Here is a 16,514-nt window from a genome sequence, read left to right as displayed (position 1 = left end):
CATCCCGTGAGTGCCGTGAACAGGGCGAGGGATATGACGCCGGTGGTGAGGGTCTTGGACAGGGACATGAAGGTAGGGCCTCCGGGGGTCGGGGTGGGGGTGACGGCGGTTCGGGAAGGCGTCACGCGACAGACGGTTCCGGCGCGGCCGACCGCGCCGCCGTCGCCGGGTCCGCCTCCACCTCCTGAAGGAACGTCCAGTCCCACACACTCAGCGGCGGGTTGATGCCCTGGCGGGCCGGGCGGGTCGTGCCGTTGGTGTCCGTGGCGGCGAGGATCTCCTTGAAGACGAGGTCGACGGCGACCGTGCCGACGCGCTTGTCGGCGTCGCGCTGGAGGCAGACACCGGTGCGGAGTTCCTGGAGGGCCGCGATGACCTTCGGGTCGTTCTCGGGGCGGCCGAGGAGCGGGGCCACCAGGGACGCCTCCTGCGCGGACTTCTGCTTGAAGGCGAAGACCGTGTGGATCTGGTTGGCGCCACCGCTGCGGGCCTCGGAGTCCTCGATCTGGACGAGGTCGATGGCCTGCTGGGTGATCAGGACGGTCACGGCCATGTATGAGCGGCCCTGCTTCAGGGCGCGGCGCATCAGGTCGCGGCCCGACTCCGTGGCCGTGACGACATACGCCTCGTCCACGAAGAGGGCCTTCGGGCGCAGGCCTATCTCGCCCGTCACCGGGTTCTTCTCGTAGCCGACGTCGAGCATCTGGCTGCCCAGCTCCACGACCGCCATCAGGGCCGTCGCCGCGAGGCGTTCCGCCGGGTTCCAGCTGCGCGGGTCGGAGGCCGCGGGGGACTGGAAGCCGCGCAGGGTGATGACCGTACGGCGCTTGCGCATCGCCGAGAGCGGCTGGGGCTGCTCGGAGAAGGCGAGCCGGGCGTAGGGGAGCGTGCGCAGTTCGGTGAGGAGCATCTGCGCGAGCTTCAGGTCCTTCGTCGCCTCCCGGTCGCCCGTCGCGACGGCGTGCTCATACGCCGCCACGACCTCGTCGACCACCTGCCACAGTGTCGGCCGCGGCACCTGTGCGTCGGCGTCGCGGGCCGTCAGGCCCTGGTCGACCGCTTGGCGGATCGCGGAGTTGTAGCGGCCGATGACCGTGGCCATCCCCTCGATGACGGGGAGGCGTACGCGCTGGTAGTCCTCGTCGCCGAGGAAGCCGCGCAGCATGGATTCAGCGAGGAGACGGCCCGCCGGGACGTCACGGGCGATGACCCAGGGGTCCAGGACGCCCGCCTGGCCCTTCAGGAGGTCGACGACCTCCGTCTCCGCCCAGAACTCCGGGTTCACCGGCTGGAATCGGCTGGCGGGGGTGCCGAGCAGCCCCGTCTCCGCGTCGCTCGCGAACGCCGGGTCGTTCACCTGGGAGCCGAAGGCCAGGTAGTAGCAGAGCTGGGCGAAGTCGGTCTTGGGGTCGATGACCAGGCAGCGGACGCCCGACTCCGACTCCTCATAGAACTTCTGGAGGGCCAACGACGACTTTCCACCGCCGGACGCGCCCACGATCGCCAGCCCACCGCCGTCATTTCGCGCCGGGCCCACGTGCAGCGAGTAGTGGACCGGCATCTTGCCCGCCCAGCCGACCAGGTTGCCGACCCAGCCGAGGCGCTTGCCGGAGCGCTGCTCGGGGTTGTCGCCCAACTCCGTGCCAGCGGTGGGCAGTCCGGCGCCGAGCTGCTCGACCTCCTGGAGACGGATGTAGGGAGCGATCGGCAACTTGGGAGCGTCACCCGGGAGCTGCGACTGGAGCAGTCGCCACTGCTGGCGGGTCGGGCGCAGCAGGGTGACCTTCAGGTCCTGCTTGAACTGCATCTCCAGGACCCGGCGGCGGCGCTCCAGTTCCTTCACGCTCGGAGCCGAGATCGTGAAGCGGATCTGCGCCTCCATCCCGGGCATCTTGTGCTCCTCGATGTCGTCGACGAGCTCCTGGGCGCGGGTGACCTGGTGGGCCAGCTTGGTGTCGGGGCTGCGGCCGGAGTTGGCCATGTCGTTCATCTCGTCGACGAGGTTGCCGCGGATCTTGTCGGCGCGGTCCTTGAACTTCAGGTACGGGATGAGTGTGAACCGCATGTCGATCTCGACGGGAAAGTCCACGTGCTGAGCGGCGTAGCGCGCCCACGCCGTCGACTGGCGGAAGCGCGTCTCCGCGGGCCAGTTGGCGGCGACCAGGGTGGTGGTGTAGCTGGTCTGCTGCTCGCCGGTGACCTCGTCGTACTGGTTGAGGACGATGTGCGTCTTGCGGTTCTCGCCGGAGAAGTCGACGACGAGGTCGAAGGCGTTGGGGCCCCAGGCGCGCGAGCCGAGCACCGGCTCCGGCGGGACCGGCAGGTCGCCGTGGAGGGGCTTGCGGATCAGCCAGACGAGTTCCTCGCGGGTCAGGGGGGTGCCCCGGAGGGTCTCCAGGCTCTCGTGGACCTCGGTCGCCACCTGCGTCCATTCCGCGACGACGGAGGGCGACAGATACTCGTCGGCGACCCCGGTCGCGGTGGCGGCCACGTGGTCGGCGGCACCATGTACACCGCGGAGCAGGCCCGGCTCGTCGTACGGTTCGTCGTCCTCGGCCATCACCCCGGAACCGCCACTGTTGCGCTTGAGCGACCCCAGCTTCACCAGCAGGACGTTGCGCTCCCGGTTGGCACCGATGCGCTCCTGGTACTCGGCCTTGCGGAGGTTGTACGCCTTGTAGTTGTCGGTGGGGTCCCAGGCGATCGCGTTCAGGTCCTCCGCCCAGGTCAGTGCGGTGATCGGCTGGTAGACCTTGCGGTAGTGGCACTCGACGTTGCGGTCGCCGCGGGCGAGGTTGAGCAGACCGCGGGGCGGCCCCTCGGCCATCGCCTGGAGTTCCTGGGCGTTCAGGTACTCGTCGATGGCGTTGGGCAGGACGAGGCCGGTCCACACGGAGTCGCCGTGGACGAAGATCATGTCGTCGGCGTAGCGGTACGGCAGCCGGAGGTCTTCGCGCCGTGCGGAGGCGCCGGTCGCGGAGGACGACCTGGAGCGGCTGGACGACGAGTTCGCCCGACCGCCGCCGCCACCCTGGCCCGGCTTCTTGCTCGAGGTGGCGGCCATGATCATGGCGACCACGAAGAAGGCGGCCGCCCCGCCCAGAAGGATCAACATGAACATGGACATGGAGGAGTCATCCTGCGGTAGTCGGCTTGGTACGGGGGTGGATCAGCGGGGGAAACCGCCTGTTCAGCGGGGTGCCGAGAAGGCCGTACCGCGTTCGGCGGCGGCCCTGCGGGCGTCTTCGTAGCGTGCCTGCCAGCGCGGTGCTCCCGGGTTCCAGAGGATGACCTGCCAGTGCAGTTCCTCCGGTTCCTGGTCGGCGGAGAGCCCCTGCAGCCGCTTGGGCTGGAACCACCAGTCGGTCCACACCACCAGCTGCTGGCTCAGCGTGAGCGCGGAGGGCAGCGGCCGGCCCCAGACGAAGTAGACGGCGAACGGCGGCCCGAAGTAGAGGACCGACGTGAGCATCGACATGCCGAGGAAGGGGAGGAACGCGGAGAGGGTGAACAGGATGATGAGCCACACCAGCCCAAAACCGAAGGCCGCGCCCAGTGCCGGCAGCAGTAGACCCGGAAGGGGAATGTTGCCCCAGTTCCAGATCCGCTTCGGCCGGTTGACCAGATCGGTGTGGTCGTAGGCGACCAGCGGCTCGGGTGCCTCCTGCGTCATCGCAACCAACTCCTTGCCTCGTCAGCACTATTGATGAGACGTCAGCTGCCGTTGCCGTTGCCGATCTGGTCGCCGAGCGAGATGAGCAGACCGGCGAGGCCGCTGGCACCACCGATGACCAGAGCGGCGAGCGCGATCATGCCGAAGCCCTGGAAGGCCTCGCGCATGCCGTCGCCCCGCTTCATCGACATCAGCATGCGGATGCCGAGGACGAGAAGGGCGATGACGGCGACCAGCGTGCCGGCGCTGGTGAGGATGCTCTGGACCTCGCCGAACATCTCCTTCATCTTGTTGGTTCCGTCGCCGTCGGCGGCCAGGTACATGGTGGTTCCTCTCGGGTGGGGAAAAGCGAGTGACGAGGGTGGGGCGTGGGCGGTCAGGGCTTCTTGGGCTTGTCGTCCCCGGATGGCTTGGACGTGGCGGAGGGGGACGCCGAGCCGGAGGGGGATGCCGACGCTGCGCCGGCGTCCTCGCTCGGCACGGTGTCCTCGTCGGAGTCGGCCCGGCCGCCCTCCGCGTCCAGCACGCCGCCGCGGATGTCCTTGATGAACCAGCCCTGCGCCGTGTTCACGACGGTCATCCGGTACGCGCGCCGCACGGCCGCGCCCTTGGGATCACCCCAGGTGACAGCCACGCGCAGCTGCACGGCCTGGCCATTGCCGTAGGTGTACGAGTCGGCGCCCTGGAGACTCCTGGGTACCAGCGCGACCACGTCGTCGACCGTCGGTTCCGTCAACCGGCCGGCCAGGCCGGCGGTGGCCACCTGGGTCGCGCCGGGTGCGGCGAAGCGCGCCATGGCGGTGGAGTCCGACGCTCCCCATGCCTCGAAGTAACCCGGCAGCACCTTCTCCTGAAGCTGTGCCGCGAGGTCGTCGTCGACGACCTCGTCCTGGCTGATCTCGGGCACGTCCGCGCGGGCGGGCAGCGGCATCTGGCCGACGTCGCCGGCGACGCGCATGCCTTCGGCCGTCGCGAGATCCTTTACGTACACGGGCACGGTGAGCGTGGTCAGGGAGCCGTCGTCGCTACGGACCTGGATCCCGAGGTAGCGGCCGCGGTCGCCGTACTCGGGAAGTTCCTCGAGGGTGCCGTCCCAGACGGCGGACAGGGCGGTGCTGGACCCCTCACCGCTCCAGCCGCACTCGGAGTCGACGCCGGAGGAGGCGTAGCGGGCCAGGTTCTCGCGGCGGTCGGACTCCGTCTCCGGCGAGTACGTCATGCACAGCAGCGCGTACTGCTCGGCGAAGGTCGCCGCCTGCTGCGTCGGGAACTCGGTGAGGCGGTACTTGGCCGCGTCGTCGGCGTCGAGACCCGCCGTGACGGAACCCGACGACGCGCCGACCACCAGTCCCATCACACCGCACGAGCCCAGCGCGAACACGCAGGTGGTGATCAGCAGGGTGGTGCGCAACGCGACATGCGTACGGCGGCCCCCGGTGGTGGACCGGCCGCCGGGCTTGGGGACGTCGAAGTCGCGGGCGGGGCGGGGCCTGGCGGCGGCGGCCGGTGCGGGAGCCGTCGGGGTGCTCGGGCGGGTTCCGAGGCTGGGGGTCTGGTTGCCGACGGCGGGTGCCTGGGGTGCGTGGACGACGGTCGGGGCCGCGGGATGGGCCGCTGCGGGTGCGGCAGCCGCAGCGGGGGCCACCGCCGTGCCGCCCTTCTTGCGCTGCTCCTTCGCCGCCTTCTTCTGCTCGTACGCGGCCTTGCGGGCCGCCCGCTCCCGCTCGCGCTTCTCCTTCTTCGACTCGCTCGCGGGGCGCGTCTCACGCGGCGGCAGCGCCGGTACGGCGGCCTGCCCGGCCTGGGGGGTGTTGCGCACCCAGGCGGCGGCGACCTGCGCGCGGGCCGCGTCGGAGGGGAGTTGCTGCGGCTGGGGGTGGGAGGGCTGCTGGGCAGGGGGCTGGGCCTGGGCCTGGTGCGGGGCCGGGGGCTGCCCGTGTCCCTGCGCCTGCCACGCCTGCTGTTGGGGCTGCTGGGGCTGTTGGGGCTGCTGGGGCTGCTGGGGCTGCTGGGGGGGACCGAAGGACCCGGGCTGGCCGGAAGGCTGGCCTCCGCCGACCGCGCCAGCAGGGCTGTTGTGGTCTGTCATCGAGTCGGTTACTCCAGCGAGTCGGTTCCCCGTCCGCCTGGGCGGATACACGACCGCACCGCACGACGGGCCCTGGCCCAGCCAGGTGCGCAGGCAGTGTGACAAAGACCTGTCACCTCACCGCTGTCACTTTCCTCGCCGGGAGAGGGGGAATTCCCGTGTGAAGCGGAGTTCGGGAAAGCGTCCGGGAAAAGTGTCAGGGTCACGCCGGGAAGCCGTTTGGTGGTCCCGACCCGCACTGGGCCCACAATGCGCTGGGCGCGTCCGCCGTACGCATGACGTTCCCGGCACCACCTGGACCCGACGGACCCGGCGAAGGACGACAGTTGACCGACCACAACGGGCACCCGCAGCAGCCGCAGCCCGACCCGCGCACCTGGGACGTTCCCCAGCAGGCCCCACCGGTCCAGCAGGCATCCGCCCCCGCACCCACCGCCGTACCAGTGCCTCAGTTCTTTCAGGCCGACCATGCCTGGGTCGACGGTTACGAACCCGGCAACCCCTGGCAGGCGCGGCTCTGTGTCGCGACGCCGCACGGCACGTTCGCCTATCCCCTCACCCCGAACACGATTCCCGAACTCCTTGAGCAGATGGTCCTGGTGGCCCAGGAACAGCAGGGGCTGCCAGTCGGTTTCGACGCAGATCCCGGGCCCGAGCCCGGGACGCTCCCGGCGAACGGTGAGGACGACGACGAGGACGAGCAGGACCAGCCCGCCGGTCTCCATGGCGGCCGCGCCGCGCGGCTGACCGGCTGGGCCCTCGTCCATGACCTGTGGGAACGCGAGGACCCGACGGCGCGGATCGTGATGGGCGCGATCGTCGTGGTGCTGTTGCTGCTCGGTATCGTCCTGTCCTGATCGTCTGACACCGCGACCGCCTGATCGAGAGAGTGCCTCATGCCGACGGAGAAGACGGGCCGTACACCGCAGGATCTCGCCGCCGAACTGGCGGCACTGTGGGGCGTGGACTGGCCATGGGTGTGGGAGGGGCCGCCGCAGGGTGGCTCTCCCGCGTTCCGTGAGTGGTGCGAGCGGTACGGGTGGGACCCGCAGAACGCGGAAGGAAACCTGGTCGTGCGCACCGCCATGGGCGGAAAGCTGACCCTCGGAGCGGGGGGCCGATGGAACCCCGTGAGCGACATCGATTACGTGGCCTGGGATCTCGCGGCGGCGGAGTCGCTGGAGAATCCGCAGGTCATCGCTGCTGCGGAGGAGACCTGGGTGGAGTACCTCGCGGCCGCTGTCGGCGTCCTGGGCGCGCCGACCTGGACCGGGGCGTGGGATGCTCCGGACTTCCCGGAGCCGACCCACGAGACGTACTGGCCGGGGCGGGAGTTCCGCCTCAAGGCGCGACGTCCGTACCGGCTCGCGCATTGGAGTCCCACAGAAGGTGGGCAGGAGCGACCTGTCGTGGTGCTCGACCAGTCCGTCTCGTTCCCGACCTGGGGTGAGGCCGCACCGGGGGGATCGATGATCTGGCTGAAGATGTTCCGCCCCCGGGCCGGTGAGGGCGGCCGGAAGTGACGTATGCGGCACCGCCCACCCGCGAGGAGATAGCGCGGGCCGTGGCACTCGAGGACGCCCACTGGGCGCAGCAGCCGCAGACAGAGGAGCAGGGCTCCGCGACAGCCATGCGTATCTACACGGACTGGCAGGCCCAGATGGCGGCGGCACAAGCCGACCCCACAGGGAACACGAGGGCCGCCCCCGATCCGTTGTCCTTCATCGCGAGTGTCGCGGCGGACGAGCCAGTGACCGGGAAGGAACGCGGTCCGGCGCGGGCCTTCTGGTCCTGGAGGTCCCAGCCGGAGGGGGCCTCCCGTGAGGTGGGGCATCGGTTCCTCGCGCAGGCCTGTGGTGAGTCCCGAGGACTGCAAGTGCTGGAGGACACTCCCGCAGGACGCAAACTGGACTCCTATTGGCTCGGAGAACGGGTCGTACGGGAGGCTCTGGCCAGGGACTTCCAGCTGGACCTCACCGAGGTGGAGGCCACGGCCGGGCAGGTGTGGAAGACCGTGTCCGGGCGCTATGCCGAGGCCGCCCAGGGTCCGGTGGTCGCGTTCGCCGCCGACATCGGGGCCGACTCGGTTCTCGGCGCGGACGAACTGCCCAGGCTGTTGGCACACGGCAAGGTGGGCAAGGAGAACATCAAGTTCCCGATCGACATGCCCCGACACGAGCAACTGCCCTCGGATATAGACCAGTTGCTCGGGGACGAGACCATGCGCTCGCAGTGGCGGATGGAGGACATCGACCCGGGCAGGTCTTCCCCCAAGGACTTGGCGCAGAAGCTCGGCTCCATGGATGTGCCGGAGCAGTTGAAGGGAAGCCACGAGGCCGCCCTATGGCGGCTCGGACTGGCCGACTCCTATGAGGAGTTGAACGCCCGGGCGGCGGCCTCGCAACGTGTTCCCGCGAACGAGTTCCTCCCCGGAGTGGACGTACGCCCGGTCGCCCGTCCGGCCGCTCCCCGAGGCCCGACCGCCGGACACGGAACCCTCAGCCCTGCTGCGGTCCTCACCCTCCCGTCGACCCCGGCCCCCGCACAACAGCCCACAGGAGTAGAGCGATGACGAGCACGGAAGCCGCCTCCGAAGAACCGGAGTTCTACTTCGCGGACGTCTATCTCTTCGTCTCCGACTACCTCGCCCAGATGGTCCGCCGCCGCGTCAACGGCTCGTCGGCGACCTGGTGCCCCAAGTGGTGGGAACACCCCGAGGCCGGCGCCCGTCTCTCAGCGCTCTGGCTGGCCTGGGAACACCTGCGGCAGGATCCGGCGCTCGGTATGTCGACCTGGTGGCTGCACCATGCCGACCCGCATCTGCGGGTGCTGATGGACGCCGACTCGGGCCCGTTCGCGGCCTGTTCACCCAAGGACGGGCACACGGCGTATCCGTTCGATCCGCTGCCGGTGGATCCGCGGCCGGAGTGACGACCTTCGACCTTTTCCCCGCGCCCGCCCCCGATTCCCGGCCCATTCCTCGTCGGGAAAAGCCAAGCCTCTCCCGCCCCACCTCCCCCTACCGTGTCCCGGTCAGCGCTCGACCGCCGTACTGGCTCAGCACAAGGGAGACGCGGGAACCGTGGAGTTGCCTGCCGAGAACAAGCGCACGGCATTGCTGGCTCTGGCGGTGCTCGGCGCTCTGCTCGCCGTCGCGCTGACAATGTTCATCGTTTTCGACGGCGACGGCGACGGCGGGGGCGAGGACGGAAGCGGTGGGCAGGCGGCACCGACCGCCGGTGGGAAGGCGGGATCCGGCGGGGCGGACGCGGACTCCGGCTCGGACGAGCCGGGCGACGCCGCCGCGACCCCCATCGTCGCGCTCACGGAAGTGGCCGAGGCCCACACGGTCATGTCGAAGTACATGGCCGGCATCACCACCTACGACTACAAGAGCAGCGCGGTCACCTGGGTTCCCCCGCTGCTCGAACTCACCACCGGCGACACCCGGATGAAGCAGACGACCGCGTTGCCCTCCGGCAAGACGTGGGCGACCTGCGAGGCGGAGCAGTGCGAGTCCAAGGGCACGGCCGTCGTCGTACGCGACGCGGTGATTGCCGACGATCTGGTGCGCGGCAGCGGCCGTACGATCTCCAGCCTGGTCAAGGCGACGTCCACGGTGACCGCGGGCGGGCAGTCGACGACGGAGTCCAACGAATGGCTCGTGACCGTCCAGGAGGACCGCGGCAAGTGGGTGGTGTCCGGGTTCGACATCTTCGGCCTCGGTGACGTCGGCGCCTCCGAAGAATCGGGGGAGTGAGCCTGCCATGGTGGCACCTGCCGTACTGGCGGCCGCGGCGAAGGCCGCGAAGGTCGCCAAGACCGCCAAGGCGGCCGGTCAGCTGGCCGCCAGTGCCCGCGGCTCGAAAGGCGGGGGCGGAGGAGGCGGCGGGGGCAAGAAGAAGAGCACCCTCAAGTGGTGGATCTTCCTCAGTGGCGGCGGGGGCCTCGCCGTCGCGGGCATCTGTCTCGCCCTGTTGCTCATCGGCAGCATGCTCGGGGGCGTCGGCAACGGCGCCTCGAACGCCGCCTGCGGCGACTACGCCGACAACGCCGAGGCAGGCAACACCGGTGACGCCGCGGCCACCAACCCGGTCATGCCGGCCGACAAGATGTACATGCCGAGCGAGACCGCGCGCAACGAGATACCGCCGAAGATGATCCTCGCCTCGATGCGCGCCGCCGCCCGGTACGACGGCCTCGACTGGACGATGATCGCCGGGCAGATGTACCAGGAGACGAAGTACGGCCAGGACCCGTCGGCCGCGCCCGGCGGCGCCAACTCCCTCGGCTACATGGGCATCCTGCAGTTCGGGAAGCCGGCCTGGACGGACTACGGCGACGACGGCAACGGCGACGGCAAGAAGGACCTGTACAACATTGACGACGCGGCCTACGCCGCGGCCAACTTCCTGCACGCCAAGAAGGCCGAGACCCAGCCCTTCAAAGCCCTGCAGATCTACTCCGGCTCGACCGCCTCCAACACCATCTACCCACGCGTCGTCCTCACCCAGGCCGCCCGCTACCGCGGTGCGCTCACCGGCGACGACGACCTCATCAAGCGCTGGTACGTCCATCTGAAGGAAACCGTCGAGAAGAACCCCGACTTCCCCACCCTCGGCAAGCAGTCGGACATCCCGGAGCCGGTCGGCAACGACGCTCAGCCCGACCGGGCCCTCAGCATCGCCGCGACCTCGGCCCGGTCCTGGTCGACCCCGCCGCTGGAAGGCGAGAGCGAGGAGGTCGTCTCCGCCATGGCGCCGGCCGCGTACACGGTCACCAGCGGCTCCAGCGGTACGAGCGTGACGCCGGTCTCCTTCCCCGACGCCAAGCCGCCCACCACCACCGGCAAGGACTGGCAGTGGCCCATGAAGCGGGGCACCTACGTGATGGGCACGCCGTACCACAAGAGCGGCGGCATGTGGAGCCTCGGCTACCACACCGGCCTCGACCTGGTGGCTCGCAGCGGCACCCCGATCTACGCCCCGGCTGACGGCAAGGTCGTGGCCGCGGGCCCCGGCGGGGCGTACGGGAACATGACGAAGCTGCGGCACGCGGACGGCGTCATCACGCTCTACGCCCACCAGACCTCGTTCAATGTGTCCGTCGGCGATTCCGTCAAGCGCGGTGACCAGATAGGCACGGTCGGCGCGTCCGGCAACGTCACCGGCCCCCACCTGCACTGGGAGGTCCTCGTCCCGGGTGTCGACAACCCGTTCGTCGGCGGCCAGGACCAGGGCCCCGGCATGGTCGACCCCGCGCAGTGGATGGCGGGCCGGGTCACGGCCAACCCCGACTACGGCACGGTTCCCGGCTCCGACGACACGGACAAGTCCCGCGACGCCGAGTACGCCGACTGCGCGAAGGGAGGCAGCGGTACGGCCGTCGCCCCCGACGGCGCCGGCGCCTCCGGGGTCCTCCCCGACTCCGACGACCCCGTGATCCGCGCGGTCCTCGGCTGGGCGCAGCGCGGCATCGGCGTGCCGTACGTGTACGGCGCGGCGCGGCTCCAGGGCCAGAACCCGACCAGCTTCGACTGCTCCAGCTTCACGCAGTGGGCGTACTTCATGGCCAGCGACGGGAAGATCGACATCGGTGGCACCACCCATGTGCAGGAGCCCCGCCTGGAGAAGTACGAGGTGCAGCTCTCCGAGGCCCAGCCCGGCGACCTGATCTTCTTCCGGCCGGAGGGCGACGGACTGTCCGGGCACGTGGGCATCGTCTGGGACCCCAAGAGCAAGAAGATCATCCACGCCCCGCGTCCGGGCAAGAACGTCTCCTTCAGCACCTGGGACGTCCAGGACAAGATCACCGGCGTCTACCGCGTACCGATCCCGGCGGGCACGAACGCGGTCGAGGGTGACGGTAAGGCAGAGGCATAGCAGAGGTACAGGGCTTGGGGCGGGCCCCGGGAATCCCGCCCCGCGACCGCTCCCCATCCCTCCACCCCGTACAGAACAAGGAAGTTGATGAAGACACGCACTGGTCTCGTCGTCGGAACCGTCCTGTCCCTGGGACTCGTGACCGGCTGTGGTGGCGGTGACGAAGACGCCGGGACCGGTACGAAGGCCACCGGAAGCCCGAAGGCGTCCGCGTCGGCCGGCGCGGACGGCGAACCCGTCTACAAGGGTGAGCGGATCCCGGGGCTGGCGGCGAAACCTGCCTGGAGCCTGGCCCAGAAGGACGGTGGGGAGTACTCGTGCCCGGGTGACGCCGCCTTCGACGGACAGGACGACAAGGGCTTCCCCGCCACCCGGGAGAGCGTGTGCCAGGTGGGGGACGCCTTCGTCCTGGTCCAGGACCGCACTGTCCCGGACGAGGAGTCCGAGGCGGAGACGCCGACGGTGCACCTCGTCGCCCACGTCTACGACGCGGCCACCGGTGAGGAGCGCAAGTCTCTCACCGTGAAGTGCGAGTACGACCCCGCACTGGAGAAGCAGCCCTCGCTCGACTCTCTCGTCCAAGTGGGCGAGTGGAAGGACGGTTCCCCGGCCCTCCTGATCCGTACGTGCGAGAGCACGGCAGGGAGCGGTCTGAAGGCGGCCACTCTCAAAAAGGTCTACACCATGTATGACCCCAACGGCAGGGAACTGGGCAGTTCGACTCTCACCGGTGAGGGGAACAGGGACCTGCCGGTGGTCCGGGGACATGTCGAGATGCCCGACGGTGAGGTGACCTTCGCTCCGATCGGTGGCGGCAAGGACTTCGTTCTCGAGCGGTTCCTGGCCGACGAGACCATCTTCGGCACCGGCCAGGGCTATGTCGCCAAGTACGACGGGGCGTACTCCTCTCTGCGCTTGGCCGACCGAACCACGGACGAGATCGTCTGGAACACGGACGACGACGTCACCCCGCCCAGTGAACTGCGTGGCGAGGGCGGTGACATCAAGGACGGCCACAAGGACCTGTTCCCGCTCCGGGGCGACCGGGCGACGCTCATGTGGACACCGCTGGGCAGCAGCGAATCGGTGATCACCACGGTCGACCTGCCGACCGGACGCACCGTGGCCACGGGACCGTCCGTCGAGCTCAGCCTGGCCACGACGGACCTGGCCAAGATCGTTGTCTCGCCCGACGGCAAGACGGCCGTCTCCAACTTCGGTGAGGGCGCGCTCGCCTGGAACACCGAGACCGGCGCCGAGCTGTGGCGCCAGGAGGCGGACGAGAAGAACATCAAGCCGTTGCTGATCACTCCTGGCGGTGTCCTCTACGCGAGGCTCGACGACGGCGAGACCGCAGCTCTGGCCGCGGACACCAAGGAACTGCTCGGCATGGTCCCCGAGGGGACGGAGCTTCCCGAGGCGTTCAGCAGCAGCGGCTACACGCTCGTCGACACCGCCGACGGCCTTTTCGCCTTCGAGGCCGAGAAGGCCTGACCGGCCGCTCCACCCGGCTTCCCCCCACCCCCAGAAAGGACGGACCCGCGGGTGACCGCAGAACAGCAGAAGAAGCCCCGCGCCGAGGACGACTGGACGATCGAGATCGTCATCGTGGTCGCGATCGTGCTCCTGGGGGTCGTGGGTGCCTGGCTGGCCGCGAAGATCGGGGCGCCGTTCGCCGACGCCCCCGCGCCGGCCGGCAACCCGCTGACGTTCCTCGTCGCCCTGGTGAAGGGCGACTACAGCTGGCCGGGGTCCCCGGCCAGCGCGGTCGCCGCCGGGGAGGCCGTGCTGCTCGGCATCCTGGGCGCGGTCGCGTACCGGGTGGTGCAGCGGTTCCGGAAGAAGCCCGACGTGGACGGCGCCGCCCAGCACCTCGCCAAGGGTGAGGAACTGGGCAAGCTGACCATGAAGGGCGCCGCCGCCACCGCCGAGCGGCTCGGCGTGAAGGCGAAGACGCCGGGCGTGTTCATCGGACGGTCCGTCAAGGGGCGGCAGCCGCTGTTCGGTTCGTACGAGGACATGCACATCGACATCTGGGGGCCGCGTACCGGCAAGACGACCCGGCGGGCCGTCCCGGCGATCCTCGACGGGCCCGGCGCGGTCCTCGTCACCTCCAACAAGCGGGACATCGTGGACGCCACCCGAGGTCCCCGCTCCGCCCGCGGTCCCATCTGGGTGTTCGACCCGCAGCAGGTCGCCGCCGAGGCGCCGAGCTGGTGGTGGAACCCGTTGTCGTACGTCACGGACGTGGCCAAGGCCCGCAAGATGGCCGACCACTTCGCCTCCGGCTCGCGCGACGCGAACGCCTCCACCGACGCCTTCTTCGACCCGGCCGGCCAGGACCTGCTCGCCAACCTCCTGCTCGCCGCCGCCTGCGGCAAGATGCCCATCACGCAGATCTACACCTGGCTGTCCAACCCCAAGGACGACACCCCCGAGCGCATCCTGCGCGGGTCGGGGCACGCCATGGCCGCCGACGGCCTCAGCGGTGTCATCAGCGCCCCCGACAAGCAGCGCAGCGGCATCTACGGCGTCGCCCAGCAGATGGCGTCCTGCCTGGTCAACCCGGAGGTCAACCGCTGGGTGACGCCGCCCGCCGACCCGAACGCCCCCGAGTTCGACCCGCACGCGTTCGTCCGCACCGCCTCCACCCTGTACTCCCTCTCCCGGGAGGGCCGGGACTCCGCCGGACCGCTGGTCACCGCGCTCACCGTCGCCGTCGTCGAGGCGGCCGAGGAGTACGCCACCACCCAGCGCGGCGGCCGCCTCCCGCTCCCCCTCGTAGGCGTCCTCGACGAGGCCGCGAACGTCTGCCGCTGGCGCACCCTGCCCGACCTGTACTCCCACTACGGCTCGCGCGGCATCATCCTCATGACCATCCTCCAGTCCTGGGCGCAGGGCATCGAGGTGTGGGGCGAGCGCGGCATGGAGAAGCTGTGGTCCGCCGCGAACGTCCGGGTCTACGGCGGCGGTGTCTCCGACACCCGGTTCCTGGGCGATCTCAGCGAGCTGGCGGGCGAGTTCGAACTGCGCGAGTTCCAGGCGAGCCGGGAGTCGGAGTTCGGCGGCTGGAGCGGCAACCGCACGGTCAGCGAGTCAGTCAGCCGCCAACGTGTCTTCGGCGTCTCCGACCTCGGCGCCATGCCCCCGGGCCGCGCCCTCGTCCTCGCCTCCGGCACCAAGCCGGTCCTCGTCGAGACCATCCCGTGGTGGGAGGGCCCGTACGCCCGCGAGGTCCAGGAATCGCTGCGGAAGTACGACCCCGGGGCGCGCTGACATGCCGGCCATTCGCGACGCGGCCGGAGCTCGGTCCGAGTACGACCTGTCCGTCGCCCTGCTGGACCGGTTCGTCGCGGGGACGGCCGACGTGGGCGCCCTCGCCGAGTGGGGGCGTACCCACGCGGGTGAGGGCACCCCGCGGCGCGAGGAGCGCGAGGCCCTGTTGCGGAAGTGGGCCGAGGGCTGAGCGGTCCCGCCGGGAACTACCGGCCGGTGATCAGCCGTCCCTCAGAATGACCAGTGGAAATGACTACTGGACCGGACGCACCGGGACACCGGAGGAACACATGACCACAGGGGACGCCGCACCGAACGCCGGGCGGGGCAGGGGCATCTCGGTGACCCACGACCTGGAGCCGCACGACTGGTCGAACGAGGAGACCGCCGCGTACGAGGCGGCCATCGAGGCCGTCAACGGGGCCGTCGGCGCCTACAGCGCGCTCATCGCGGCCGAGGAGGCCAAGGGCGCACCCGACGCCGCCGTCATCGAGGCGGCGCGGGCGGCGCAGGGGCGGCTGGCGAAGGAGCGCGAGCGGCTGCGCTCCGCCGACCGCGAGCAGATCGCCGAGGCCCGCACCCGCTACGCCCGGGTCGCCCGCGAGGTGCTGGAGGGCCTCGCGTGATCGATCCGGCCGAGGTGGAGCGGCACCGGCTGTCCGACGCCGAGAACCGGCGGATCTTCCGCGAGCGCATCGTGCCCGACCTGCTGGCCGGCCGGGCCGGGCAGGAGACGCCCACGGTGGTGTTCCTGGTCGGCCAGCCCGGCGCGGGCAAGAGCAGGGTCACCGAGATGGTGGCCGGCGTGCTCGACCGGCACGGCGGCTTCGTGGACGTCGACAGCGACCTCTACAAGCCCTACCACCCCGAGTACGCCCGGCTCATGGCCCAGGACGACACCCTCATGGCCGCCTACACCCGGGCCGACGGGCGGGCCTGGATGGCCCAGGCCGAGGGTTACGTCCGCGAGCACGGCCTCCACGCGATCATCCAGGAGACCTCGCAGAACGCGGGGGCCGTGGAGGAGAAGATGCGGGCCTACCGGGACTCCGGCGCGCGCGTCGAGGCCCTCTTCATGGGCGTGCCGCAGGCGATGAGCAACCAGGGCATCGTCAACCGGTACTTCGAGCAGCTCGCCGACCGGGGGCAGGGGCGGCTGACCGTCCAGTCCAACGCCGACGAGTCGTACGCCGGCATCCGCGACCTCGCCGACCGGGTCGACCGGGGCGCCCTCGCCGACCTCACCAGTGTCTACCGGCGCGGCGAGAGCAAGCCCCGCTACAGCAACTCCCTCGACGACACGGGCGACTGGGCCGGCCCGCCGGGGCTCCGCGACGCCCTCGACACCGAGCGCGCCCGACCGTGGACAGCCGCCGAGAGCGACTCCTTCGTCGACACCCAGCTGCGGCTGCGCGAGACCGCCGCCGGGGCCGGCCCCGAGTGGCCGGCCAGACTCGCCCGCATCGACGACCAGGCCCGCCCCCTGCTGACCCCGAACGCGACGGAACGGCTCACCACCTCACCGCCAGCGTCGCCAGCGTCGCCAGCGTCGCCAGTGCCGCCAGTGCCGCCAGTGCCGCCAGTGCCGCCAGTG

Annotated in this window: 15 protein-coding genes; 11 read left to right on the top strand and 4 right to left on the bottom strand. The window is 70.4% G+C overall.

Annotated features, from left to right (window positions below):
• Positions 1 to 121 precede the first annotated feature (121 nt).
• The 4 genes from I8N67_RS32450 to I8N67_RS43230 all read right to left on the bottom strand — a co-directional run bounded on the left by I8N67_RS32450 (position 122) and on the right by I8N67_RS43230 (position 5,762).
• Positions 122 to 3,127, bottom strand: a complete 3,006-nt coding sequence (locus I8N67_RS32450; protein ID WP_234046654.1) for an ATP-binding protein — start codon at positions 3,125 to 3,127, stop codon at positions 122 to 124.
• 63 nt (positions 3,128 to 3,190) lie between these two features.
• Positions 3,191 to 3,673 carry a hypothetical protein gene (locus I8N67_RS32445; RefSeq protein WP_200307831.1) on the bottom strand — a complete coding sequence of 161 codons (483 nt, stop codon included), beginning with the start codon at positions 3,671 to 3,673 and terminating at the stop codon, positions 3,191 to 3,193.
• Positions 3,674 to 3,714: 41 nt separating this feature from the next.
• The gene (locus tag I8N67_RS32440; RefSeq protein WP_200307830.1) at positions 3,715 to 3,996 is read right to left on the bottom strand and encodes a TrbC/VirB2 family protein; all 282 of its coding nucleotides are present in this window, start codon (positions 3,994 to 3,996) and stop codon (positions 3,715 to 3,717) included.
• Positions 3,997 to 4,049: 53 nt separating this feature from the next.
• A complete protein-coding gene (locus tag I8N67_RS43230) occupies positions 4,050 to 5,762 on the bottom strand; it encodes a conjugal transfer protein (protein ID WP_234046653.1) in 1,713 nt (570 codons plus the stop codon).
• Between the two features lie 326 nt (positions 5,763 to 6,088).
• Here I8N67_RS43230 and I8N67_RS32430 point away from each other — a divergent pair, with 326 nt between their 5' ends.
• The 11 genes from I8N67_RS32430 to I8N67_RS32380 form a co-directional block, all read left to right on the top strand.
• Positions 6,089 to 6,619, top strand: a complete 531-nt coding sequence (locus tag I8N67_RS32430) for a hypothetical protein (protein WP_200307829.1) — start codon at positions 6,089 to 6,091, stop codon at positions 6,617 to 6,619.
• A gap of 39 nt (positions 6,620 to 6,658) precedes the next feature.
• Positions 6,659 to 7,285 (top strand): hypothetical protein, encoded by a 627-nt coding sequence (locus I8N67_RS32425; protein ID WP_200307828.1) that lies wholly within the window; start codon positions 6,659 to 6,661, stop codon positions 7,283 to 7,285.
• Between the two features lie 41 nt (positions 7,286 to 7,326).
• Positions 7,327 to 8,334 (top strand): hypothetical protein, encoded by a 1,008-nt coding sequence (locus I8N67_RS32420; RefSeq protein WP_200307827.1) that lies wholly within the window; start codon positions 7,327 to 7,329, stop codon positions 8,332 to 8,334.
• Positions 8,331 to 8,693, top strand: coding sequence for a DUF4913 domain-containing protein (locus I8N67_RS32415; protein ID WP_200307826.1), 363 nt, complete (start codon positions 8,331 to 8,333; stop codon positions 8,691 to 8,693). Before I8N67_RS32420 ends, I8N67_RS32415 begins: the two co-directional genes overlap by 4 nt.
• A 151-nt stretch (positions 8,694 to 8,844) precedes the next feature.
• The gene (locus I8N67_RS32410; RefSeq protein WP_200307825.1) at positions 8,845 to 9,522 is read left to right on the top strand and encodes a hypothetical protein; all 678 of its coding nucleotides are present in this window, start codon (positions 8,845 to 8,847) and stop codon (positions 9,520 to 9,522) included.
• Positions 9,523 to 9,529: 7 nt separating this feature from the next.
• Positions 9,530 to 11,644, top strand: a complete 2,115-nt coding sequence (locus I8N67_RS32405) for a peptidoglycan DD-metalloendopeptidase family protein (protein WP_200307824.1) — start codon at positions 9,530 to 9,532, stop codon at positions 11,642 to 11,644.
• Between the two features lie 87 nt (positions 11,645 to 11,731).
• On the top strand, positions 11,732 to 13,138 hold the full coding sequence (locus I8N67_RS32400; protein WP_200307823.1) for an outer membrane protein assembly factor BamB family protein: 1,407 nt from the start codon (positions 11,732 to 11,734) through the stop codon (positions 13,136 to 13,138).
• Between the two features lie 51 nt (positions 13,139 to 13,189).
• Positions 13,190 to 14,920, top strand: coding sequence for a type IV secretory system conjugative DNA transfer family protein (locus I8N67_RS32395; protein WP_200307822.1), 1,731 nt, complete (start codon positions 13,190 to 13,192; stop codon positions 14,918 to 14,920).
• Between the two features lies 1 nt (position 14,921).
• A complete protein-coding gene (locus I8N67_RS32390; protein ID WP_200307858.1) occupies positions 14,922 to 15,110 on the top strand; it encodes a hypothetical protein in 189 nt (62 codons plus the stop codon).
• Between the two features lie 100 nt (positions 15,111 to 15,210).
• Entirely contained in the window at positions 15,211 to 15,546 is a 336-nt protein-coding gene (locus I8N67_RS32385) for a hypothetical protein (protein WP_200307821.1), read from the top strand.
• The coding region (locus tag I8N67_RS32380) for a zeta toxin family protein (RefSeq protein WP_200307820.1) at positions 15,543 to 16,514 on the top strand (972 nt) is incomplete at its 3' end. The genes I8N67_RS32385 and I8N67_RS32380, both read left to right, overlap by 4 nt.

The organism is Streptomyces adelaidensis, assembly GCF_016598475.1.
Taxonomy (GTDB): domain Bacteria; phylum Actinomycetota; class Actinomycetes; order Streptomycetales; family Streptomycetaceae; genus Streptomyces; species Streptomyces adelaidensis.
This window is presented reverse-complemented; position numbering and strand designations above follow the sequence as displayed.